Origin of the sequence: Thermohalobaculum xanthum (assembly GCF_016623495.1) — a bacterium.
GTDB lineage: Bacteria > Pseudomonadota > Alphaproteobacteria > Rhodobacterales > Rhodobacteraceae > Thermohalobaculum > Thermohalobaculum xanthum.
Genome location: NZ_JAEHHL010000008.1, coordinates 1 through 23,992, shown reverse-complemented (window position 1 = coordinate 23,992; position 23,992 = coordinate 1). Strand labels below are relative to the sequence as shown.

General features: G+C 67.0%; 20 protein-coding genes and 1 tRNA gene. 18 read left to right on the top strand and 3 right to left on the bottom strand.

The window, feature by feature from the left end:
- The first annotated feature begins 89 nt into the window (after window positions 1–89).
- From tsf to arfB, 4 genes are all read left to right on the top strand, one after another.
- Window positions 90–983, top strand: a complete 894-nt coding sequence (gene tsf, locus H0I76_RS13360; protein ID WP_200610628.1) for a translation elongation factor Ts — start codon at window positions 90–92, stop codon at window positions 981–983.
- Window positions 984–1,184: 201 nt separating this feature from the next.
- Entirely contained in the window at window positions 1,185–2,408 is a 1,224-nt protein-coding gene (locus H0I76_RS13355; protein ID WP_200610626.1) for a mandelate racemase/muconate lactonizing enzyme family protein, read from the top strand.
- 84 nt (window positions 2,409–2,492) lie between these two features.
- Window positions 2,493–3,089, top strand: a complete 597-nt coding sequence (locus tag H0I76_RS13350) for a VUT family protein (RefSeq protein ID WP_200610625.1) — start codon at window positions 2,493–2,495, stop codon at window positions 3,087–3,089.
- Between the two features lies 1 nt (window position 3,090).
- Window positions 3,091–3,525 carry an alternative ribosome rescue aminoacyl-tRNA hydrolase ArfB gene (gene arfB, locus H0I76_RS13345; protein WP_200610624.1) on the top strand — a complete coding sequence of 145 codons (435 nt, stop codon included), beginning with the start codon at window positions 3,091–3,093 and terminating at the stop codon, window positions 3,523–3,525.
- 195 nt (window positions 3,526–3,720) lie between these two features.
- On the opposite strand, the gene H0I76_RS13340 is transcribed toward arfB, so the two are convergent.
- Entirely contained in the window at window positions 3,721–5,007 is a 1,287-nt protein-coding gene (locus H0I76_RS13340) for a pyridoxal-phosphate-dependent aminotransferase family protein (protein WP_200610623.1), read from the bottom strand.
- A 128-nt stretch (window positions 5,008–5,135) separates the two neighbouring features.
- The gene (locus H0I76_RS13335; protein WP_200610622.1) at window positions 5,136–5,945 is read right to left on the bottom strand and encodes a tyrosine-protein phosphatase; all 810 of its coding nucleotides are present in this window, start codon (window positions 5,943–5,945) and stop codon (window positions 5,136–5,138) included.
- 366 nt (window positions 5,946–6,311) lie between these two features.
- On the opposite strand from H0I76_RS13335, the gene H0I76_RS13330 reads away from it, so the two are divergent.
- Window positions 6,312–7,052, top strand: coding sequence for a sulfotransferase-like domain-containing protein (locus H0I76_RS13330; protein WP_200610621.1), 741 nt, complete (start codon window positions 6,312–6,314; stop codon window positions 7,050–7,052).
- Window positions 7,053–7,076: 24 nt separating this feature from the next.
- On the opposite strand, the gene H0I76_RS13325 is transcribed toward H0I76_RS13330, so the two are convergent.
- Entirely contained in the window at window positions 7,077–7,454 is a 378-nt protein-coding gene (locus tag H0I76_RS13325) for a cyclic nucleotide-binding domain-containing protein (protein ID WP_200610620.1), read from the bottom strand.
- A 173-nt stretch (window positions 7,455–7,627) separates the two neighbouring features.
- Between H0I76_RS13325 and H0I76_RS13320 the strand changes: the two genes are divergently transcribed.
- The 13 genes from H0I76_RS13320 (at window position 7,628) to fusA (ending at window position 23,897) form a co-directional block, all read left to right on the top strand.
- Window positions 7,628–7,703, top strand: a tRNA-Trp gene (locus H0I76_RS13320).
- Window positions 7,704–7,760: 57 nt separating this feature from the next.
- A complete protein-coding gene (secE, locus tag H0I76_RS13315) occupies window positions 7,761–7,943 on the top strand; it encodes a preprotein translocase subunit SecE (protein WP_234455316.1) in 183 nt (60 codons plus the stop codon).
- A 234-nt stretch (window positions 7,944–8,177) separates the two neighbouring features.
- Complete coding sequence (gene nusG, locus H0I76_RS13310) at window positions 8,178–8,711, top strand: transcription termination/antitermination protein NusG (RefSeq protein ID WP_200610618.1); 534 nt, start codon at window positions 8,178–8,180, stop codon at window positions 8,709–8,711.
- A gap of 107 nt (window positions 8,712–8,818) precedes the next feature.
- Window positions 8,819–9,244, top strand: a complete 426-nt coding sequence (rplK, locus tag H0I76_RS13305; protein WP_200610615.1) for a 50S ribosomal protein L11 — start codon at window positions 8,819–8,821, stop codon at window positions 9,242–9,244.
- Window positions 9,244–9,939, top strand: a complete 696-nt coding sequence (gene rplA, locus H0I76_RS13300; RefSeq protein WP_200610612.1) for a 50S ribosomal protein L1 — start codon at window positions 9,244–9,246, stop codon at window positions 9,937–9,939. The genes rplK and rplA overlap by 1 nt, the downstream gene beginning before the upstream one ends.
- Before the next feature lie 290 nt (window positions 9,940–10,229).
- Window positions 10,230–10,745: a 50S ribosomal protein L10 gene (gene rplJ, locus H0I76_RS13295; RefSeq protein ID WP_200611224.1), complete on the top strand. Its 516-nt coding sequence runs from the start codon at window positions 10,230–10,232 to the stop codon at window positions 10,743–10,745.
- A gap of 83 nt (window positions 10,746–10,828) precedes the next feature.
- Window positions 10,829–11,215 (top strand): 50S ribosomal protein L7/L12, encoded by a 387-nt coding sequence (gene rplL, locus H0I76_RS13290; RefSeq protein ID WP_200610611.1) that lies wholly within the window; start codon window positions 10,829–10,831, stop codon window positions 11,213–11,215.
- A gap of 258 nt (window positions 11,216–11,473) precedes the next feature.
- A complete protein-coding gene (rpoB, locus tag H0I76_RS13285) occupies window positions 11,474–15,577 on the top strand; it encodes a DNA-directed RNA polymerase subunit beta (protein ID WP_200610609.1) in 4,104 nt (1,367 codons plus the stop codon).
- A 92-nt stretch (window positions 15,578–15,669) separates the two neighbouring features.
- Entirely contained in the window at window positions 15,670–19,914 is a 4,245-nt protein-coding gene (gene rpoC / locus H0I76_RS13280; RefSeq protein ID WP_200610607.1) for a DNA-directed RNA polymerase subunit beta', read from the top strand.
- A 162-nt stretch (window positions 19,915–20,076) separates the two neighbouring features.
- On the top strand, window positions 20,077–20,604 hold the full coding sequence (locus H0I76_RS19470; protein WP_200610605.1) for a YbjN domain-containing protein: 528 nt from the start codon (window positions 20,077–20,079) through the stop codon (window positions 20,602–20,604).
- Window positions 20,605–20,885: 281 nt separating this feature from the next.
- A complete protein-coding gene (gene rpsL, locus H0I76_RS13270; RefSeq protein WP_200610603.1) occupies window positions 20,886–21,257 on the top strand; it encodes a 30S ribosomal protein S12 in 372 nt (123 codons plus the stop codon).
- 12 nt (window positions 21,258–21,269) lie between these two features.
- Window positions 21,270–21,740 carry a 30S ribosomal protein S7 gene (gene rpsG / locus H0I76_RS13265; protein ID WP_200610601.1) on the top strand — a complete coding sequence of 157 codons (471 nt, stop codon included), beginning with the start codon at window positions 21,270–21,272 and terminating at the stop codon, window positions 21,738–21,740.
- Window positions 21,741–21,755: 15 nt separating this feature from the next.
- Window positions 21,756–23,897: an elongation factor G gene (fusA, locus tag H0I76_RS13260; protein WP_200610598.1), complete on the top strand. Its 2,142-nt coding sequence runs from the start codon at window positions 21,756–21,758 to the stop codon at window positions 23,895–23,897.
- Window positions 23,898–23,992: the final 95 nt, after the last annotated feature.

Genomic DNA, 23,992 nt, shown 5'->3' with positions numbered 1-23,992 from the left:
GTCACGCCCCTGCGATATTCGACGCGGCCGGGGCCGCGCCCGGTGCGGCGCGGCGGCTGCGTCGGCCACGAGAACATGGAGACAGTGAGATGACGATCACCGCGAGCATGGTGAAGGCGCTGCGCGACAAGACCGGCGCCGGCATGATGGACGCCAAGAAGGCGCTGACGGAAACCGCTGGCGACATGGAGGCCGCCGTCGATTGGCTGCGCGCCAAGGGCATCGCGAAGGCCGACAAGAAGGCGGGCCGCACCGCCGCCGAGGGCCTCGTTGGTGTTGCCGTCGAGGGTGGCCGCGGCGTGGCGGTCGAGGTGAACTCGGAGACCGACTTCGTTGCCCGCAATGCCGACTTCCAGCAGATGGTGGGCGAGATCGCGAAGATCGCGCTTGGCGTCGCGGATGTCGAGGCGCTGAAGACCGCGCCGATGGCCGGCAAGACCGTGGCCGAGATCGTGACCGACAAGATCGCGACCATCGGCGAGAACATGTCGCTGCGCCGCATGGCGACGGTCGAGGCCTCGACGGTCGCGGCCTATGTGCACAATGCGACGGCCGAGGGCATGGGCAAGATCGGCGTGCTGGTCGGCATCGAGGGCGGTGACGCCGCGGCCGCCGCGGCCGTTGGCAAGCAGGTGGCGATGCATGTCGCCGCCACGTCGCCCGCCTCGCTCGACGTTGCCGATCTCGATCCCGCGCTGGTCGAGCGCGAGAAGGCGGTGCTGACCGAGCAGGCGCGCGAGTCGGGCAAGCCCGACAACGTGATCGAGAAGATGATCGTGGGCCGGATGAACAAGTTCTACCAGGAGGTCTGCCTCCTGAAGCAGAGCTTCGTCATCAACCCCGACCTGACCGTCGAGAAGGCGGTGGCCGAGGCCGCGCCGGGCGCCAAGGTGACCGGCTTCGTGCGCCTCGCCGTCGGCGAGGGCATCGAGAAGGAAGAGGAAGACTTCGCCGCCGAGGTCGCCAAGACCGCGAAGGGCTGAGTTCAGCCTCTGCTGGGAGAACGCGGGGCGCCGTGCCGAAAGGCCGGCGCCCCTTGCTTTTTCGGGGGCGGCAGGCCGGGCACGCCCGGTTTCCGACCCCGCATGTCGCTTTTCCGGGCGCGGCGAGAATTGCGGGCCGTCACTGTCCTCCCGACGCGTGTGCGAGCGGCGGGGCCGCGGCAGAGGGGAGGCGAGATCGCCATGAAGCTTTCGGAATGCGAGGTCTTCATCATCGGCAACCCGCCGCCGCGCAAGGGCGGGCGCTACTTCATCGTCGTCAAGCTGACCACCGCCTGCGGCATCACCGGGATCGGCGAGGTCTATGCCCATGCCTTCGGCCCCAAGGTCGTGAAGGCGATGATCGAGGACGTGTTCGCCCGGCATTTCGAAGGGGCCGACCCGCACCGGATCGAGCATCTGTGGCGCCTGACCTATGGCACGGGCTACACGCTGCGGCCCGACCCGTCGGTGACCGGCGTGCTCTCGGGGCTCGAGGTCGCCTGCTGGGACATCATCGGCAAGTCGGCGGACAAGCCGATCTGCGACCTTCTGGGCGGGCGCTGCCGTGACCGGCTGCGCAGCTACACCTATATCTACCCGTCCGAGGGCGACACCTACCCGGACCCGAGCCTGCCCAACGCCTATAACGACCCCGACATCGCCGCCGAGCGCGCGCTGCATTACCTGTCGCTCGGCTTCACGGCGCTGAAATTCGACCCGGCGGGCGACTACACCGTCTATGACGGGCACGAGCCCTCGATGGCCGACCTCGACCGCTCGGAGCGTTTCTGCCGGGCATTGCGCGAGGCGGTGGGCACGCGCGCGGATCTGCTGTTCGGAACCCATGGTCAGTTCACCGTCTCGGGCGCCAAGCGCATGGCGCGGCGGCTCGAGCCCTACGATCCGCTGTGGTTCGAGGAGCCGGTGCCCCCCGACATGCCCGAGGCTATGGCCGAGGTGCAGCGCGCCACCTCGGTCCCGGTGGCGACGGGCGAGCGGCTGTCGACCAAGTGGGAGTTCGCACGCGTGCTCGAGACCGGGGCCGCGCGCATCCTCCAGCCGCAGATCGCCCGCGTGGGCGGCATCCTCGAGACCAAGAAGATCGCGGCGATGGCCGAGGCGAAGTATGTGCAGCTGGCGCCGCATCTCTATTGCGGGCCGGTCGGGGGCGCGGCGAACGTCCAGCTGAGCCTGTGCATCCCGAACTTCCTGATCCTCGAGTCGATCGAGCGCTGGGACGGCTTCCATTCGAAGCTGCTCAAGACCCCGATCCGCTGGGAGGACGGCTATGTCCTGCCGCCCGATAGCCCTGGCCTGGGTATCGAGCTGGACGAGGAGGTCGCCCGTGCGCATCCCTACGAGGGGACCGAGCAGCACCTGATCATGGCGGGCGAGAGCCCCGAGGCGGCAGCCGGACGCAACTGATGGGTCTTGCGCCCGCGGCGCAATGGGGCGTAGAGAGGCGGCCTTCCATTGCCGGGCGGTTCCGGCGAGGTTCGGAGGCGCGGCATGAACGAGGCGACGCGGGGCATTCTCTTGGGCGTTGTGGCGATGATGGTCATCGTCACGGCGTCGAACGTGCTGGTGCAATACCCCTTCAACGACTGGCTGACCTGGGGCGCCTTCACCTATCCCATGGCTTTCCTGGTGACGGACCTTTCAAACCGTTACCTCGGTGCTGCGGGCGCGCGGCGCGTGGTCCTTGTGGGCTTCGTGCTGGCGATCGCCCTGTCGGCCTGGTTCGCGACGCCGCGCATCGCGATCGCCTCGGGGACCGCCTTCCTCTGCGCGCAGCTCCTTGACGTGGCGGTTTTCGACCGGCTGCGCCGGGGCGCATGGTGGCGCGCGCCGCTGGTGTCGAGCGTCATCGGCTCGGCCGTCGATACGGCGCTGTTCTTCTCGATGGCGTTCGCGCCGGCCTTCGGCTTTCTCGGCGGCGGCGCGGACTGGGCGGCCGAGCCGGTGCCGTTGCTGGGCATGGGCGCGCCGGTCGCCTTGTGGGTGAGCCTCGCGGTCGGCGATTTCGGCGTGAAGATCGCGCTCGCGCTGCTCGCGCTGCTGCCGTTCCGTGCGGCCATCGAGGTGGCGGGGCCGGGACGGACCTGAGATGGTCGACGGTCCGGTTCGTGTCACGGAACGGATCACGCTTCAGCCCTGGGAGCTGAGCGAGAGCTTCACGCGCGCATCGGGCCCCGGGGGCCAGAACGTCAACAAGGTCGAGACAGCGGTCGTGCTGCGCTTCGAGGCGGCGCGCTCGCCCAACCTGGCGCCGGACGTCAAGGCGCGGCTGCGGCGGCTGGCGGGACGGCGCTGGACCGAGGATGGCGCGCTGGTGATCCATGCCGACACCCACCGCAGCCAGGTACGCAACCGCGAGGAGGCGCTGGCGCGCCTGGTCGACCTCGTGGCCCGTGCCGCCGTGCGGCCGAAGGCGCGCATCCCGACGAAGCCGACGCGGGCCTCGCAGCACCGCCGGATCGAGGCCAAGAAGACCCGAGGCCAGGTCAAGGCATTGCGGCAGGGGCCCGGCGAGGACGACTAGGCCGGGCCGCGAGGCGTGGCCGATGACCCAGCGCTGCGTCGGGGCGCAAATTCTCGCACGAGGATCCTCGGCCCGGCGCTGGGGCCGATGACCGAGACCATCGCGGCCCATATCTGCGACGCACCCGCAAAGACCTTCCGGCCAATGCGGCGCCCGTGCTTCACGCCAAAGCGAGGGCCGTCCCCGACGGTGCCGTCACGGGTTGAAGGAGGGCGCGTCCGTGCCAGGAACCAGGGCGGCCCCGAGATCCGCCGCGATCGAGGTCGCCGCCGCCGCCACGCCAGAGCCGCCGATGGGTGCGCCCATGCCGATCAGTGCCGCCTCGATGGTGCCGAGCGTGCCGAGGATCATCGGGGGGTTCAGATGCCCCATGTGGCCGATGCGGAAGGCTCGGCCCTCGTTCGGCGCGAAGGCGATGCCGAGCGTGAGCCCCGCGCGCTGTTCGCAGACGGCGCGCAAGCGCGCAGCGTCGATGCTGCCGGTCAGCACGGTCGTGACCGCGTCCGAGCGCTCGGATGGCTCGGTCACGTTGATCTCGATGCCCCCCGGGGTCGACCAGACCGCGACCGCCGCACGCACGGCCCGCGCGAGCGCCGCGTGCCGTGCCCAGACGTTCTCGAGTCCTTCCTCGGCGATCATGTCGAGCGCCTCGCGCAGTGCCGCGAGATGCGAGACCGGCGGCGTGCCGCAATAGCGCAGGTAGTGCTGCCCCTCGGCGGAGCGGGCGCGCCAGTCCCAGTAGCCGGTGCGCAGGCCCGCGGTCTGGCAGGCCTCCATCGCGCGCGGGCCCGCCCAGCAGAAGGCGAGCCCCGGGGGCACCATCAGGCCCTTCTGGCTGCCCGCGACCGTGACGTCGACGCCCCAGGCGTCCATCTCGAAGGGCACGCAGCCGAGCGAGGCGATGCAGTCGACCATGAAAAGGGCAGGGTGGCCCGCATTGGTGATCGCGGCGCGGATCGCGGCGATGTCGTTGCAGACCGACGAGGCGGTGTCGATCTGGACCACGAGCACGGCCTTGATCTCGTGCTGGCGGTCTTCGCGGAGACGTGTCTCGACCGCGGCAGGATCGACGGCGCGCCGCGGACGGGCGTTGAGCACCTCGACCTCGATGCCCATGACCCGGGCCATCTCGCCCCAGCCCACGGCGAAGCGACCGCTCTCGAGCACCAGCACCTTGTCGCCGCGCGACAGGGTGTTGGTGAGCGCCATCTCCCACGCGCCATGGCCGTTCGAGACGGTGATGAAGGGCACGCCCGTGGTGGTGCGCGCGATCGAGGGCAGTTCGGCCAGAATGCTTTCCGAGCGCTCGACCAGCTCGCCCTCGTAGATGTTGGGCATGGCGCATGCCATCGCCGCGAGCACGCGGTCGGGGATCACCGAGGGGCCGGGGATCGAGAGGAAATGGCGGCCGTGCTTCAGGGCAGGGGTCGCGGTCGCGGCGGCACGAGGCCGGGCGGAGAGGCGGGTATCGGCGAGGGTCATGCGGTTCTCTCAAATCGGGCCGCCCTGGCTCGGTCGCGGGGGCGTGGTGCGGGCAGGCTATGCCGCGCCCGGCGCAAGGCAAGGCGCGAATCTTGATGCAGACGATCACCGATGGTGATCGGTGACGCTCACTCGCGATTCAGGATACGGTCCACGAGCAGGCTCGCCCAGCCCTGAGCGTGAAATTCGCGCGTGATCCGGGCGGGGTCGTAGTCGGTCGCGATCCAGTCCCGAAGCGAGCGTCCCTGCGACGCGCCCTCGCGGGCATAGGCATCGAAGAACGCGTCGAGCACGCCGGTCTTGGATTGGCGGACATGGCCGTAGCGGAGCGAGAGCTGGCGGCACGCGACCTCGACTGGCGCATCCTCGACCAGCATGAGCCAGAGCGCGGCGGCAAAGCCTGCCCGGTCGGCGCCGGACTTGCAGTGCAGCAGCACGGGGCGCTCGACCTCGGCGAACAGGCGGTCGATCGCGGCAAGCTCGTCGCGGCTGGGCAGGCCACGCGAGCGCAGGGTGAAGCTGCGGAAGTCGAGGCCGAGCTTCTCGCAGGCCTCGCGCTCGAGCGGCAGCGAGCCGAAGGTGAGCCCGCCGCGCAGCGTCACGACCGTGCGCCCGCCCGCCGCCTTGAACCGGCGCAGGTTGTGCGGCGCCGGCTGGGCCGAGCGCCACAGCTGCGGCGTCACCCTGAAGGTGTTCGAGTAGACCAGGCGCAGGAAGCCGTGGTCGACCAGCAGCATGTTGGCCCAGGCGCTGAGCCGGTCGCGCGGCGTCGTCAGAGGGCGCTGCCAGCGCTCGATGCGATCGCGATGCTTGAGGTACCAGCCGTCGAGCTCCGGGGCGGGCGGCTCCGCCGGGCCGGCCTTCGCCGCGTGCGCAGGATCCCGGTCAGAGGGGCTCGCCTGGGCGTCGTCGTCCGGTCGGGATGCTGTCTCGCGCATGGGGCGGCGCTATACCGCGACATGTGCCGCGTCACAAGCGCGAGCCGCCTGCGTGTCCCGCCCGGATCCAATGTGTCGATTCTGTGCCTCACCCTGTGACCTTTGTGACGGTTCAGTGATATTTCGTGCCTCAACATCGGCACCATCCTCGTGCACTCTGAACCATGGATGCGTTGCAGATCGGCCGTACTGTCGTGCAGCGCCACCGGTCCCCGCCGTTACGGCGAGGTGTCCGGATCGCAGCGAAGCGGCCTCTAAGCGCGTATCCGCGAACCGATGATCGTGCGACCCCGGTGTTTTGGGGAACGCGCGGCGGTGAGGCAGACGAGGTTGACGATTGGCGTAACCGGCAAGGACGTGAGGGATATGCCCTGTACAGTACGGATCGCGATGTGGTCCGGTCCGCGCAACATATCGACGGCCATGATGCGCGCGTGGGAGAACCGGAGAGACACGGTCGTCATGGACGAGCCTTTCTATGCCGCGTATCTGAACGACACGGGGCTCGACCACCCGATGAGGGAGGAAGTGATCGCGTGCCACGCGACTGACTGGGAGGCAATCGCCCAGCGGTGCGCGACGGCCGACGACGCGCCGATCATCTACCAGAAGCACATGTGCCAGCACATGATCGACGGCGCGCCGCGTGCCTGGATGGGGTCCGTGCGCCATGCCTTCCTGATCCGGCCGCCGCAGGCGGTGGCGGCGTCCTTCCACAAGGGCTGGGCAGGGATGAGGGCGGACGACCTGGGCTATCGCCAGCAGGCCGAGCTTTTCGACCATATCTGCCAGCTCACCGGCATGGCGCCGCCGGTCGCCGAGGCCCGCGACGTGCTCGAGCGGCCCGAGGCGATGCTGCCCGCGCTGTGCGGCGCGCTGGGTGTGGTCTTCGACCCGGCGATGCTGCGCTGGCCGGCGGGGCGGCGCGCGAGTGACGGCGTCTGGGGCGCCCACTGGTACGGCAGGGTCGAGCAGTCGACGGGATTTGCACGCTATCGCGAGCCTGGACCGGTTCCGCCGGAGCTGGAGGGCGTGGTCGAGGCCTGCATGCCGTATTACGAGACGATGCGCGCCTGGCGCCTCGGCCCTGTCGAAGCGGGAGAATGAACTGACGGCTGCCAGCGCGAGGCGTCAGCCTCGCGGCGGCGCGCCGCGCGCAAGCTTCCGGTTGCCGTCCCGCACGCGGTGGATGAGACGCCTCACATAGGAGGATGCCTCGTCCGGCTCGGCTTCGAGCATCCGCAGGAAAGCGGCAGCGCTGTAGGATTCACAGACGGTGCGTTCGAGCGCGACTGCCGTTGCCGATCGCGGGGCGTTGTCGATCAGGCTCATGTCGCCGATCAGATCGCCGCGTCCGCTGGTGGCGATGGCCGTGCTGCGGCCGCGCCGCATGGCGCTCGGCACGTCGATCCGGATCTCGACCCGGCCTGATATGACGCGATAGCAGTGCGTGCTAGGGTCGCCCTGGCGGAAGATGACCTCGCCCGGCGCGAACTCGATTCGGGACATCGGCCCAACTCCTTTCGGTTCGCCTGTCCCACCCATGCGCCAAAAACCTTAATCTAAAGCGCGGCTTCAGTCACGATCCACGTGCGCCACGCGCGACCGGCGCAACAGGTCGACCCGGGGTGCCACGCCCCCTTGCATAGAGCGCTGTTTGCCCGTAAATGCTGCCTCGGCCTAGGGGTATAGCTCAGCTGGTAGAGCATCGGTCTCCAAAACCGAGGGTCGCGGGTTCGAGTCCTGCTGCCCCTGCCACCGCCCGCCCATCGGCGTATGGCGCGCGGGCGGGGTCTTCGAAGGGAGTTAAGCATGATGAACCCGGCGAAATTCGTCGCGGAAGTCCGTTCCGAGGCAGCGAAGGTCGTCTGGCCGACGCGCAAGGAGGCGGGACTCACCACGGTGATGGTGTTCATCATGGCGGCGCTGGTCGCGACGTTCTTCTTTGCGGTCGACCAGCTCCTGAGCCTGGGTGTCGAGCTTCTGCTGTCGCTCTGAGCAGCGATCGGGACTTGATTTCCTCGGGCTTGAGCGATAGTCCCGGCAGGCTTCATCAACTGTCCCGGCGCGCGGCGATTCGCGTTCGCGCGCCTTTCCGGTTGAGGCAGGCACCGCAAGGGCTGGAGCAGGCAGGGTTTTTACCGGCCGGAGCTGTCCGGCGCGGCAACGGGCAGGCGGTCGCGGGCGGACAGGCAGCGCCCCGGCGCGAGCGATAAAAGGCGGCACGACACGATGGCGAAGCGCTGGTATTCGGTCCATGTCCTCTCGAACTTCGAGAAGAAGGTCGCCGAAGCGATCCGCGATGCCATGCATCAGCAGGGCCTCGAGGACGAGATCGAGGAAGTGATGGTCCCGACCGAAGAGGTCGTCGAGGTCCGTCGCGGCCAGAAAGTTAATGTCGAGCGGCGCTTCATGCCGGGCTACGTGCTCGTGAAGATGGAGATGACCGACCGCTCGTACCACGCGATCAACGACATTCCGCGCGTCACCGGTTTCCTCGGCCCGCAGGGCCGCCCGACGCCGCTGCGCGACTCGGAGGTGGCGCGGATCCTGAACCAGGTCGAGGAAGGGCTGGAGCGGCCGCGTCCCTCGATCACCTTCGAGATCGGTGAGCAGGTCAATGTCACTGACGGCCCCTTCGAGGGCTTCACCGGTCTGGTCGAGGATGTGGACGAGTCGAACGCGCGCCTGAAGGTGAGCGTCTCGATCTTCGGCCGGGCGACCCCGGTCGATCTGGAATACTCGCAGGTCTCGAAACCGGCCTGACGGGTTGAGCCCGTGGGAGGCGAGGGCGGCGCGCCGTCCGGACCGCACCACGCTTTCGCAGAGTGCCCCGTGACGCGTCGCGGGGCCGGAGAGAAGAGGAAGGAACGATGGCGAAGAAGGTCATCGGCACGCTGAAGCTGCAGGTTCCTGCCGGAAAGGCGAACCCGTCGCCGCCAATCGGCCCGGCGCTCGGCCAGCGTGGCATCAACATCATGGCGTTCTGCAAGGAATTCAACGCCAAGAGCCAGGAGATCGAGCCGGGCGCACCGTGCCCGACCGTGATCACCTACTACCAGGACAAGTCGTTCACCTTCGAGATCAAGACGCCGCCGGCGTCGTACCTGATCAAGAAGGCCGCGAAGCTCAAGAGCGGGGCGAACAAGCCGGGTCGCGAGACCAAGGGCACGATCAGCCTCAAGCAGGTGCGCGAGATCGCGGAGTCCAAGATGAAGGACCTCAACGCGAACACCGTGGAAGCCGCGATGCAGATCATCGTGGGCTCGGCGAAGTCCATGGGCATCGAGGTGAAGTGATGGCGAAGATCGGCAAGCGCATGAAGGCGATCCGCACCGCCACCGAGGGCAAGGCCAACCTGCCGCTCGACGAGGCGGTCGCGCTGATCAAGGAGAACGCCAAGGCCAAGTTCGACGAGACCGTCGAGGTTGCGTTGAACCTGGGCGTCGATCCCCGTCACGCCGACCAGATGGTCCGCGGCTCGGTCAACCTGCCGAACGGCACCGGCAAGTCGGTCCGCGTCGGCGTCTTCGCGCGTGGCGCGAAGGCCGACGAGGCCAAGGAAGCCGGTGCGGACGTGGTCGGCGCCGAGGACCTGATGGAGATCGTGCAGTCGGGCAAGATCGACTTCGACCGCTGCATCGCGACCCCGGACATGATGCCGATCGTTGGTCGCCTGGGTAAGATCCTCGGCCCGCGCGGCCTGATGCCGAACCCCAAGGTCGGCACGGTCACGATGGACGTGGCGCAGGCGGTGCAGGACGCCAAGGGCGGCCAGGTGCAGTTCCGCGTCGAGAAGGCCGGCATCATCCATGCCGGCGTCGGCAAGGTCAGCTTCGACGGCGCCAAGCTGGTGGAGAACATCCGCGCGCTGGTGGATGCGGTCAACCGCGCGAGGCCCACGGGCGCCAAGGGGACCTACCTCAAGAAGATGTCGGTGAGCTCGACCATGGGCGCCGGCGTCTCGGTGGCCCTCGACAGCCTGAGCGCGTGAGCTATCGCACCGCGGGGACGTCCCCCGCGGTGCATGACGGAATTCCCGGCTTCTGCCGGGAGTGCCCGGGGGCCGAAACGCCCCCACCTGTCCGAGACGGTGGGCAGTCCCCTCGGGGGCGCAAGTCCTGCCATAGACGGGGATCGAACGGATCAGCCAATGCCGCGTCGCGGCGCCGGCGATCTTGGTCGGGACCCCGGACGGGAGCCTGAGAGCCGAGGCGGGACGACCGCCCCGGCGAAACTGAGCCGGCGGAGGGGGCATCCCCGAAGCCAAACTTGGAGACGACTGTGGATAGAGCCCAAAAAGCACAGGCGGTCGATGAACTCGGCCGGATCTTTGCGGACTCTGGCGTCGTGGTGGTTGCGCACTACGCCGGTCTCACGGTCGCCGAGATGTCGGATCTCCGTACCCAGATGCGTGCAGCTGGGGGCGGGGTTCGGGTCGCCAAGAACCGGCTCGCCAAGATCGCCCTGGAAGGAAAACCCTGCGCAGGCATGGGTGAGTTCCTGAAGGGGCAGACGGTGCTCGCCTACTCCGAGGACCCCGTCGCCGCGGCCAAGGTCGCGGACGCGTTCGCCAAGAAGAAGGACAAGTTCCAGATTGTTGGCGGCGCAATGGGCGGCGAGGTTCTCAACCCCGATGGGGTCAAGGCGGTGGCAAGCATGCCTTCGCGCGAGGAGCTTCTCTCCTCGATCGTCGGCATGCTCATGTCGCCCGCCGGCAACCTCGTCGCGGCGATCACCGCGCCTGGCAGCCAGATTGCAGCGATCTGCGAAACCCTCGAGACGAGGGAAGCGGCCTGACATCGACGCGAAACCGTGGATCGGGGCAGACGCGAAACTGCGCCCCAGACCCACATCTGAAATGAACGGAATGGAAGAGACACATGGCTGATCTCGCGAAACTGGCCGAGGAACTCGTCGGCCTCACGCTGCTGGAAGCGGCGGAACTGAAGAACATCCTCAAGGACAAGTACGGCATCGAGCCCGCGGCTGGCGCCGTGGCCGTGGCCGCGATGCCGGGCGCCGGCGGCGGTGACGCCGCTGCGGCCGAAGAGGAAAAGACCGAGTTCGACGTCATCCTCGTCGAGGCGGGCGACAAGAAGATCAACGTCATCAAGGAAGTCCGTGCCATCACCGGCCTGGGCCTCAAGGAGGCGAAGGATCTGGTCGAAGCCGGCGGCAAGGCCGTGAAGGAGCAGGCTCCGAAGGCCGAGGCCGAGGAGATCAAGAAGAAGCTCGAAGAGGCTGGCGCCAAGGTCGAGCTCAAGTGATCCCGCGCGTGGCCTTCGCCACGCGGGATTGAGGAAGAAACGGCTGGATCCGCTGCAACGGCGGGTCCGGCCCGCGTCGTCTCAGGGCCTGAGATGCGGGGCGTGTGCCCCGGCGCAGGCTCTCGGACGGCGCGGAAGGGGTCCGGGCACGGTCGGCGGGGGCGCCGGCCGGAGGGATGGGGCCCCAGATCGCACCAGAACCGGCGCATGACGGTTGCCCCTGAGCCGACATGCGTGGACGCAGGACCCGAGGTAACAATGGGCAATATGTTTTCCGGCCGGAAGCGTATTCGCAAGTATTTTGGCAAGATCCGCGAAGTGGCGGACATGCCGAACCTGATCGAGGTTCAGAAAAGCTCTTACGATCTTTTCCTCCAGTCCGGTGACGGGCCGAAACCGACCGATGGCGAGGGCATGCAGGGCGTGTTCCAGTCGGTCTTCCCGATCAAGGACTTCAACGAGACGGCGGTTCTTGAGTTCGTGAAGTACGAGCTCGAAGCGCCGAAATACGACGTCGAGGAATGCCAGCAGCGCGACATGACCTTCTCGGCGCCGCTGAAGGTCACCCTGCGGCTGATCGTGTTCGATCTGGACGAGGACACGGGCGCGCGCTCGGTCAAGGACATCAAGGAGCAGGATGTCTACATGGGCGACATGCCGCTCATGACCTCGAACGGCACCTTCGTCGTCAACGGCACCGAGCGCGTCATCGTCAGCCAGATGCACCGCAGCCCGGGCGTCTTCTTCGATCACGACAAGGGCAAGACGCATTCCTCGGGCAAGCTGCTGTTCGCGGCCCGCGTGATCCCCTATCGCGGCTCGTGGCTGGACTTCGAGTTCGACGCGAAGGACATCGTCTATGCCCGCATCGACCGGCGCCGCAAGCTGCCGGTGACGACCCTGCTCTATGCGCTGGGTCTCGATCAGGAAGGGATCTGCGACTACTTCTACAACCGCGTGACCTACCGCCGCCAGGGCGATGGCTGGGCGACGCCGCTGAACGTTGACCGCCTGCGGGGCACGACGCCGGTGCATGACCTGGTCGATGCCGCGAGCGGCGAGGTGGTTGCCTCGGCCGGGCAGAAGCTTACGCCCAAGAAGCTGCGCGATCTCGCGCAGAACGGCGTCGAGCACGTGCTTGTGCCCTACCAGGCGATCATCGGCCGCTATGTCGCGGCCGACATGATCAACGAGGAGACGGGCGCGATCTATGTCGAGGCGGGCGACGAGCTCGACGAGGACACGCTCAAGACCCTCGAGGAAGCCGGCATCACCGAGATCGAGACGCTGGACGTCGACGGCATCTCGATCGGCGGCTACATCCGCAACACGATGGCGGTGGACAAGAACGTCAGCCGCGAGACGGCGCTGCTCGACATCTACCGCGTGATGCGCCCGGGCGAGCCGCCGACCCTCGAGGCCGCCGAGGCGATGTTCCAGTCGCTGTTCTTCGATGCCGAGCGCTACGACCTTTCGGCCGTGGGCCGGGTCAAGATGAACATGCGTCTCGAACTCGACGCCCCCGACACGCAGCGCACGCTGCGCAAGGAGGACATGCTGGCGGTCATCAAGGCGCTGGTCGACCTGCGCGACGGGCGCGGCGAGGTGGACGACATCGACCACCTGGGCAACCGTCGCGTGCGCTCGGTCGGCGAGCTGATGGAGAACCAGTACCGCGTCGGCCTTCTGCGCATGGAGCGCGCGATCCGCGAGCGCATGAGCTCGGTCGAGATCGACACGGTGATGCCGCAGGACCTGATCAACGCCAAGCCGGCGGCGGCCGCGGTGCGCGAGTTCTTCGGCTCGTCGCAGCTCTCGCAGTTCATGGACCAGACCAACCCGCTGTCCGAGGTCACGCACAAGCGGCGCCTCTCGGCGCTGGGGCCGGGCGGCCTGACGCGCGAGCGGGCGGGCTTCGAGGTGCGTGACGTGCACCCGACGCATTATGGCCGCATGTGCCCGATCGAGACGCCGGAAGGGCCGAATATCGGCCTGATCAACTCGCTCGCGTCGTTCGCGCGCGTGAACAAGTACGGCTTCATCGAGACGCCCTACCGCAAGGTGGTGGACGGCAAGGTGACGGACGAGGTGGTCTATCTGAGCGCCACCGAGGAGATGCGCCACACCGTCGCCCAGGCCAATGCGCGTCTGAACGCGGATGGCACGTTCCAGAACGAGTTCGTCTCGACGCGCAAGGGCGGCGAGTTCACGCTTAGCCCGCGCGACGCGGTCGACCTGATCGACGTGAGCCCCAAGCAGCTCGTGTCGGTCGCGGCGGCGCTCATTCCGTTCCTCGAGAACGATGATGCCAACCGTGCGCTGATGGGTTCGAACATGCAGCGCCAGGCGGTGCCTCTGCTGCGTGCCGAGGCGCCCTTCGTGGGCACGGGGATCGAGGCCAAGGTGGCGCGGGACTCGGGTGCCGCGATCACCGCGCGGCGCGGTGGCGTAATCGACCAGGTGGATGCCACCCGTATCGTCGTGCGCGTGACCGACGAGATGGAGATCGGCGATCCGGGCGTCGACATCTACCGGCTGCGCAAGTTCCAGCGCTCGAACCAGAACACCTGCATCAACCAGCGCCCGCTGGTGAAGGTGGGCGACACGGTGAAGGCCGGTGACGTCGTGGCTGATGGTCCCTCGACCGACCTGGGCGAGCTGGCGCTCGGCAAGAACGTGCTCGTCGCGTTCATGCCGTGGAACGGCTACAACTACGAGGATTCGATCCTGATCTCGGAGCGGATTGCCAAGGACGACGTGTTCACCTCGATCCATATCGAGGAATACGAGGTCATGGCCCGCGACACCAAGCTCGGGCCCGAGGAGATCACCCGCGACATCCCCAATGTCGGCGAGGAAGCGCTGCGCAACCTCGACGAGGCGGGCATCGTCTACATCGGTGCCGAGGTGGGGCCGGGCGACATCCTGGTCGGCAAGATCACGCCGAAGGGCGAAAGCCCGATGACGCCGGAGGAAAAGCTTCTCCGTGCGATCTTCGGCGAGAAGGCCTCGGACGTGCGCGACACGTCGCTGCGCATGCCGCCGGGCGACTTCGGCACGGTGGTCGAGGTGCGGGTCTTCAACCGCCACGGCGTCGACAAGGACGAGCGTGCGCTGCAGATCGAGCGCGAGGAAATCGAGCGTCTGGCCCGTGACCGGGATGACGAGCTCGCGATCCTCGAGCGCAACATCTATGCGCGTCTCAAGGACCTCATCCTGGGCAAGTCGATCGTGAAGGGACCGAAGGGCGTGAAGGCGGGCACCACGGTGACCGAGGAGCTTCTGTCCGAGCTGTCCCGCGGCCAGTGGTGGCAGCTGGCGCTGCCCGAGGAGCAGGACGCGGCCGCGGTCGAGGCGCTGAACAAGCAGTTCGACGCCGCCAAGCGCGTGCTCGATGCCCGCTTCGAGGACAAGGTCGAAAAGGTCCGGCGCGGTGACGACCTGCCGCCGGGCGGCATGAAGATGGTCAAGGTGTTCGTCGCGGTGAAGCGCAAGCTGCAGCCCGGCGACAAGATGGCCGGCCGCCACGGCAACAAGGGCGTCATCAGCCGCGTCGTGCCCGAAGAGGACATGCCGTTCCTCGAGGACGGGCGCCCGGTCGACCTGGTGCTCAACCCGCTGGGCGTGCCCTCGCGCATGAACGTCGGGCAGATCCTCGAGACGCATATGGGCTGGGCCGCGGCAAACCTGGGCCGCCAGGTCGGCGAGGCGCTTGATGCCTATCGCCGCTCGGGCGACCTCACGCCGGTCAAGGATGCGATGAAGATCGTCTATGGCGACGAGATCTTCTCGGAGGCGACCTCGGACATGAACGAGTCCGAGCTGGTCGAGGCCGCCGCCAACATCCGCAACGGCGTGCCGATCGCGACGCCCGTCTTCGACGGCGCCAAGGAAGCCGACGTCAACGAGCACCTGCGCATGGCGGGCCTCGACGAGTCGGGGCAGGTGACGCTCTATGACGGGCGCACCGGCGAGGCGTTTGCGCGCAAGGTGACCGTGGGGTACAAGTACCTCCTGAAGCTGCACCATCTCGTGGACGACAAGATCCACGCGCGCTCGACCGGCCCCTACAGCCTCGTGACCCAGCAGCCGCTGGGCGGCAAGGCGCAGTTCGGCGGACAGCGCTTCGGCGAGATGGAAGTCTGGGCCCTGGAAGCCTATGGCGCTGCCTACACGCTGCAGGAAATGCTGACCGTGAAGTCGGACGACGTGGCAGGCCGCACCAAGGTCTACGAGTCGATCGTCAAGGGTGAGGACAACTTCGAGGCCGGCATTCCGGAATCGTTCAACGTTCTCGTCAAGGAGATCCGCTCGCTGGGCCTCAACGTCGAGTTGCAGGACAGCGAAGACGACGCGGCTTGACAGGAATTGCCCCAAGGGCGCCGCGCACCATCCCCCGCGCGGCGCCTCCGGGGGCTCCCATCGCTGATGGGGGAGATGACGGAGAGTCTGACATGAACCAGGAACTCACCAATCTGTTCCATACCCATGACGCGCCGAAGTCGTTCGACGAGATCAAGATCTCGCTGGCGAGCCCGGAGCGGATCCTTTCGTGGTCGTTCGGCGAGATCAAGAAGCCCGAGACGATCAACTACCGCACCTTCAAGCCCGAGCGCGACGGCCTGTTCTGCGCCCGCATCTTCGGGCCGATCAAGGACTACGAGTGCCTTTGCGGCAAGTACAAGCGGATGAAGTATCGCGGGGTGACCTGCGAGAAATGCGGCGTCGAGGTCACGCTGCAGAAGGTCCGGCGCGAGCGCATGGGCCACATCCAGCTGGCCGCGCCGGTCGCGCACATCTGGTTCCTCAAGTCGCTGCCGTCCCGCATCGGCCTGATGCTGGACATGACGCTGCGCGATCTCGAGCGCATCCTCTATTTCGAGCAGTACGTGGTGATCGAGGCCGGCATGACCGACCTGACGCCCGGCCAGTTGCTGACCGAGGAGGAGCATCTCGACGCGCAGGACCAGTACGGCGAGGACGCCTTCCGCGCCGGCATCGGCGCCGAGGCGATCCGCGAGATGCTGGCGGCGATCGACCTCGAGGACGAGGCCGAGCGGCTGCGCGCTGACCTCGCCGAGGCGACCGGCGAGCTCAAGCCCAAGAAGATCATCAAGCGCCTGAAGCTCGTCGAGAGCTTCATCGAGTCGGGCAACCGGCCGGAATGGATGGTGCTGACCGTGGTTCCGGTCATCCCGCCCGAGCTGCGCCCGCTGGTGCCGCTGGACGGGGGCCGCTTCGCGACCTCGGACCTCAACGATCTCTACCGCCGGGTCATTAACCGCAACAACCGCCTGAAGCGGCTGATCGAGCTGCGCGCGCCCGACATCATCGTGCGCAACGAGAAGCGCATGCTGCAGGAGGCCGTCGACGCGCTGTTCGACAACGGCCGGCGTGGCCGCGTCATCACCGGCGCGAACAAGCGCCCGCTGAAGTCGCTGTCGGACATGCTCAAGGGCAAGCAGGGCCGGTTCCGCCAGAACCTGCTCGGCAAGCGCGTCGACTTCTCGGGCCGTTCGGTCATCGTGACGGGTCCCGAGCTCAAGCTTCATCAGTGCGGCCTGCCGAAGAAGATGGCGCTGGAGCTGTTCAAGCCGTTCATCTACTCGCGGCTTGATGCCAAGGGCTATTCGGCCACCGTCAAGCAGGCCAAGAAGCTGGTCGAGAAGGAGCGCCCGGAAGTCTGGGACATCCTCGACGAGGTGATCCGCGAGCACCCGGTCCTGCTGAACCGCGCGCCGACGCTGCACCGCCTGGGCATCCAGGCCTTCGAGCCGGTGCTGATCGAGGGCAAGGCGATCCAGCTGCACCCGCTGGTCTGCGCCGCGTTCAATGCCGACTTCGACGGCGACCAGATGGCCGTGCACGTTCCGCTGAGCCTCGAGGCCCAGCTGGAAGCGCGCGTCCTGATGATGTCGACGAACAACGTGCTCAGCCCGGCGAACGGCAAGCCGATCATCGTGCCCTCGCAGGACATGATCCTCGGCCTCTACTACCTGTCGCTGGAGAAGGCAGGCGAGCCCAACGAGGGCAAGGCCTTCGCCGACATGGCCGAGATCGAGCACGCGCTCGCCTCGCGGATGATCAATCTCCACACCAAGATCGTCACCCGCTTCCACACGGTTGACGAGAACGGCGAGAGGATTGTCCAGCGCGTCGAGACCACGCCCGGCCGCATGATGATCGCGAACCTGCTGCCGCGGAACCACAAGGTGCCCTTCGACATCGTCAACCGCGTGCTGCGCAAGCGCGAGGTCGGCGAGGTGATCGACACCGTCTACCGCCACTGCGGCCAGAAGGAGTCGGTGATCTTCTGCGACCGGATCATGTCGCTGGGCTTCAAGGAGGCCTGCAACGCCGGCATCTCGTTCGGCAAGGACGACATGGTGATCCCGGAATCGAAGTGGGACATCGTCAACGAGACGCGCGAATTCGTGAAGGAATTCGAGCAGCAGTACATGGACGGTCTGATCACCCAGGGCGAGAAGTACAACAAGGTCGTCGACGCCTGGGCGAAGTGCACCGACAAGGTGGCCGACGCCATGATGAAGGAGATCTCGTCGGTCCAGATCGACGAGGAGACGGGCCGCGAGAAGGAGCCCAACTCGGTCTACATGATGAGCCACTCGGGTGCCCGTGGCTCGCCCACCCAGATGCGTCAGCTGGCCGCCATGCGCGGCCTGATGGCGAAGCCGTCGGGCGAGATCATCGAGACCCCGATCGTGTCGAACTTCAAGGAAGGCCTCACCGTGCTCGAGTACTTCAACTCGACCCACGGCGCGCGCAAGGGCCTTGCCGACACGGCGCTTAAGACCGCGAACTCGGGCTATCTCACGCGGCGTCTGGTCGACGTGGCGCAGGACTGCATCATCAAGATCGAGGATTGCGGCACCTCGCAGGGCATCACCGCGCGTGCGGTGATCGACGGCGGCAACGTGATCTCGTCGATCGGCGAGCAGGTGCTTGGCCGCGTCCCGCTCGAGGACGTGCTCGACCCGGCGACCGGCGAGGTAATCCACCCCGCCGACGAGCTGATCGAGGAGCGTCACGCCGCGACCATCGACGAGGCCAAGGTCCAGGAGATCTACGTGCGCTCGCCGCTGACCTGCGAGGCCGAGGACGGGATCTGCGCCCAGTGCTACGGGCGTGACCTTGCCCGCGGCACCCGGGTGAATGTCGGCGAGGCCGTCGGCATCATCGCGGCGCAGTCGATCGGCGAGCCGGGCACCCAGCTGACGATGCGGACCTTCCACATCGGCGGCGCGGCGAACGTCTCGAACCAGTCGTTCCTCGAGTCGACGCAGGAAGGCAAGCTTGAGTACCGCAACACCAACAAGCTGACCAACGCGGACGGCGAGACGATCGTGATGGCGCGCAACATGCAGCTTGCGATCGTCGACGAGCAGGGTCGCGAGCGGGCCGCCTACAAGGTCACCTACGGCACCAAGCTTCTGGCTCCGGAAGGGACCGAGGTGAAGCGCGGCGACCGTCTGGCCGAGTGGGACCCGTACACCCTACCGATCATCGCCGAGAAGGCGGGCGTGGCGAAGTTCGTCGACCTCTATGCCGGCATCTCGGTGCGCGAGGAGACGGACGAGGCCACCGGCATCGCGCAGCGCATCGTTTCGGACTGGCGTTCGGCGCCCAAGGGCAACGAGCTGCGTCCGGCGATCACGCTGGTCGACGCCAATGGCGAGATGGTCAAGCTCGATAACGGCAATCCGGCCCACTACTTCATGTCCGTCGACGCGATCCTGTCGGTCGAGGACGGGCAGGAGATCAAGGCTGGCGGCGTCATCGCGCGTATCCCGCGTGAAGGTGCGCGGACCAAGGACATCACGGGCGGCCTGCCGCGCGTGGCCGAGCTGTTCGAGGCCCGGCGTCCGAAGGACCACGCCATCATCGCCGAGATCGACGGCACCGTGCATTTCGCCAAGGACTACAAGAACAAGCGGCGGATCGTGCTGGAGCCGCTCGACGACAGCCTCGAGCCGCGGGAATACCTGATCCCGAAGGGCAAGCACATCACCGTGCAGGAAGGCGATGTGATCCAGAAGGGCGAGTACATCATGGACGGCAATCCCGCCCCCCATGACATCCTCGCCATCATGGGGATCGAGGCGCTGGCCGAGTACCTGATCAACGAGGTGCAGGACGTCTATCGCCTGCAGGGCGTGAAGATCAACGACAAGCACATCGAGGTGATCGTTCGCCAGATGCTGCAGAAGGTCGAGATCGCCGCGTCGGGTGACACCACGCTTCTTCCGGGCGAGCAGATCGACCGCGCCGAGTTCGACGAGGTCAACGCCAAGATGGAAGCGCAGGGCAAGCGTCCCGCCCAGGGTGGTCCGGTCCTGCTGGGCATCACCAAGGCGAGCCTGCAGACGCGGTCGTTCATCTCGGCGGCCTCGTTCCAGGAGACGACGCGCGTGCTGACCGAGGCGGCCGTCCAGGGCAAGCGCGACAAGCTCGTCGGTCTCAAGGAGAACGTGATCGTCGGGCGCCTGATCCCGGCGGGCACTGGCGGCGCGACGATGCGCATGAAGCTCGAGGCCCAGCGGCGCGACAAGCGCATCGTTGCCGAACGCGAGGCGGCGGCACGCGAGGCGGCCGCTGCGCTCGAGGTGATCGATGTCGCAGAGGAATCTGCCGACGCCGAGGCGTCGTCAGGTGGCGGCGGGTTCGGCGACATCCTCTGATCGCGCCCAGGTCGCTACAAGATCGTGAAAGCCCGGCCCATGCGGCCGGGCTTTCCGTTTTCCGCGCGGGCGGCGGGGCGGCATTAGCTGTTGCGCGGCGCCCGGCGGCGCGGCAGGGTCTGCTCCATGCTGCGCGCTTGCCTTGCCACCCGATCCTTTTCCGTGCCTGCCGTCTGCGCCGTCCTTGCGGGCGCGGCCGCCTGCTCCGGCGTGCCCGCTGGCTTCGAGCGGCCCGAGCAGCCCGTGCCCACGCCCGAGGGCTATGTCGACGCGAGCGACCCCCAGCCGATCTCGGAAATCGCCTGGCGCTACGGGCCGGCCCCGTGGCGCACCGACGCGATGGGGGACCCGCGGATCGAGGCCGAGATGGCGGGCATCCCTTACGCGATCGAGTTCTATGGCTGCGATCAGGGGCAGGGCTGCACCGACCTGCGGTTCGTCACGCGCGCGGATCTTCGCGATTCTGACGATCCCGACAAGCCGGCGTCGCGCCAGGCGCGCGTGTGGCAGGCGAACCGGTGGAATCTCGAGCGCCGTTTCGGCAAGGTGAGCGCCGGGGAAGAGCCTGGCGAGCTGATCCTCGAGATGAATGCGACTCTCGCCGGCGGCGTCACCCGCCAGAACCTTGATGCATGGTTCGACTGGTGGCGCGTCGCTCTGACGGAATTTCAAGATTTCACAGCGCGTTAGGCCGCCGGCGACGCGCTGCGGAAGGCGAAAAATCGCCCTTGACCGACCAGGGGGGCGCGAGTATGTTCCGCGGACTTTCGCGCGAGCTGCCTCGTGCGGGGTGAAGAACTGCCTTAAGAATGGCATGCATGACCCGGCTTCGGCCCGGTCCTCTGAAATTCTGCCGCAGGGGTGCGATCTTCGCATCGGCTTGCGGCTTTTCGTGCGTTCCCGCATGGCCCCTCGGGGCCGCCGGGGGACCGCAGGGAACGGATGGAAGAACGAGAAGGGCAACGCGACCCATGCCGACGATTCAGCAGCTGATCCGGAAGCCCCGGCAGCCCAAAGTGAAGCGACAGAAGGCCATGCATCTGCAGGCCTGTCCGCAGAAGCGCGGCGTCTGCACGCGCGTCTACACCACGACGCCCAAGAAGCCGAACTCGGCGCTCCGCAAGGTGGCGAAGGTGCGGCTCACCAACGGCTACGAGGTGATCAGCTACATCCCCGGCGAGGGCCACAACCTTCAGGAGCACTCGGTGGTTCTGATCCGCGGCGGCCGCGTGAAGGACCTTCCGGGCGTGCGCTACCACATCCTGCGCGGCGTGCTCGACACGCAGGGCGTGAAGGACCGCAAGCAGCGCCGTTCGAAGTACGGCGCCAAGCGTCCGAAATAAGGAGACCGCGAGATGTCCCGTCGTCACAGCGCCGAGAAGCGCGAAGTTCTGCCGGACGCCAAGTTTGGTGACCGCGTGGTCACCAAGTTCATGAACAACCTGATGTATGACGGCAAGAAATCGGCCGCCGAGGGCATTGTCTACGGCGCCTTCGACCGCATCCAGGCGCGTCTGAAGCGCGAGCCCGTCGAGGTGTTCCACGAGGCGCTCGACAACGTGAAGCCCGCGGTCGAGGTTCGCTCGCGCCGTGTCGGTGGTGCCACCTACCAGGTTCCCGTCGACGTGCGCCCCGAGCGCCGCGAGGCGCTGGCGATCCGCTGGCTGATCGACGCGTCGCGCAAGCGCAACGAGAACACCATGGAAGAGCGTCTCGCCGCCGAGCTGATGGACGCGGTGCAGAACCGCGGCACGGCCGTGAAGAAACGCGAAGACACGCACAAGATGGCCGACGCTAACAAGGCGTTCAGCCACTACCGCTGGTAACCCGAGGAACTTACGATGGCCCGCGCATATTCGCTCAGCCGTTATCGCAATTTTGGCATCATGGCCCACATTGATGCCGGCAAGACCACGACGACCGAGCGCATCCTGTACTACACCGGCAAGAGCCACAAACTCGGCGAGGTGCATGACGGCGCCGCGACGATGGACTGGATGGAGCAGGAGCAGGAGCGCGGGATCACGATCACCTCGGCTGCGACCACGACCTTCTGGTTCCGCACCGAGGACGGCAAGAACCCGACGGGTCTCTATGGCGACACGCCGGACGAGGCGCGCTTCCGCTTCAACATCATCGACACCCCTGGCCACGTCGACTTCACCATCGAGGTCGAGCGTTCGCTGGCGGTGCTCGACGGCGCGGTCTGCGTGCTCGATGCGAATGCGGGCGTCGAGCCCCAGACCGAGACGGTATGGCGCCAGGCCGACCGCTACGAGGTGCCGCGGGTCGTGTTCGTCAACAAGATGGACAAGATCGGCGCCGACTTCTTCAATTGCGTGCGCATGATCAAGGATCGCACGGGCGCCCAGCCCCTGCCGATCCAGTGCCCGATCGGTGCTGAGAACGAGTTCGAAGGCCTCATCGACCTCCTCACCATGAAGGAGTGGGTCTGGAAGGGCGAGGACCTTGGTGCATCGTGGGTCGTTCAGGACATCCGCGCCGAGCTGGCCGACAAGGCCGCCGAAATGCGCGCCGAGCTGGTCGAGCTTGCCGTCGAGCAGGACGACGAGGCGATGGAGGCGTATCTCGAGGGCAACGAGCCTGACTACCGCGAGCTGCTCGACCTGATCCGCAAGGGCACTCTCGCGATGTCGTTCGTGCCGGTCCTCTGTGGCTCGGCGTTCAAGAACAAGGGCGTGCAGCCGATGCTGAACGCTGTCATCGACTTCCTGCCCGGGCCCCTCGACGTGCCGGCCTACAAGGGCTTCAAGCCGGGCGACGAGACGGAGACGCGCAACATCGAGCGCCACGCCGATGACGCCGAGCCGTTCTCGGGCCTCGCGTTCAAGATCATGAACGACCCCTTCGTGGGCTCGCTCACCTTCACCCGGATCTACTCGGGCTCGATCAAGAAGGGCGACGCGCTGCTCAACTCGACCAAGGGCAAGCGCGAGCGCGTCGGGCGCATGATGATGATGCACTCGAACAACCGCGAGGAGATCGACGAGGCCTTCGCGGGCGACATCATCGCGCTCGCGGGCCTGAAGGAGACGACCACCGGCGACACGCTTTGCGATCCGTCGAACCCGGTCGTCCTCGAGACCATGACCTTCCCCGAGCCGGTCATCGAGATCGCGGTCGAGCCCAAGTCGAAGGCCGACCAGGAGAAGATGTCGGCGGCGCTCGCGCGCCTCGCGGCCGAGGATCCGTCGTTCCGCGTCGAGACCGATCTCGAGTCGGGCCAGACCATCATGAAGGGCATGGGCGAGCTCCATCTCGACATCCTGGTCGACCGCATGAAGCGCGAGTTCAAGGTCGAGGCGAACATCGGTGCGCCGCAGGTTGCCTACCGCGAGACTATCTCGCGCGCGACCGAGATCGACTACACGCACAAGAAGCAGACCGGCGGCACGGGCCAGTTCGCCCGCGTCAAGCTCGAGATCACCCCGACCGAGCCGGGCGAGGGTTACTCGTTCGAGAGCCGCATCGTCGGCGGCGCGGTGCCGAAGGAGTACGTCCCCGGTGTCGAGAAGGGCATCAAGTCGGTCATGGAGTCGGGTCCGCTCGCGGGCTTCCCGGTGATCGACTTCAAGGTCGCCTTGGTCGATGGCGCGTATCACGATGTCGACTCGTCGGTCCTGGCGTTCGAGATCGCGACCCGTGCAGCCATGCGCGAGGGCCTCAAGAAGGCCGGCGCGAAGCTGCTCGAGCCGATCATGAAGGTCGAGGTCGTGACCCCGGAGGAATACACCGGCGGCATCATCGGCGACCTCACCAGCCGCCGCGGTCAGGTGCAGGGTCAGGACACGCGCGGCAACGCGAATGTCATCAACGCCTTCGTGCCGCTCGCCAACATGTTCGGCTACATCAACAACCTGCGCTCGATGTCTTCGGGTCGCGCGCAGTTCACGATGCAGTTCGACCACTACGAGCCGGTTCCGTCGAACATCTCTGAGGAAATCCAGGCGAAGTATGCGTGATCCGGCTGCTCCGCGCAGCCGCAGCATCTGACGCCCCACTAGGAGGAAGAAACAATGGGTAAGGCAAAGTTCGAGCGGAATAAGCCGCATGTGAA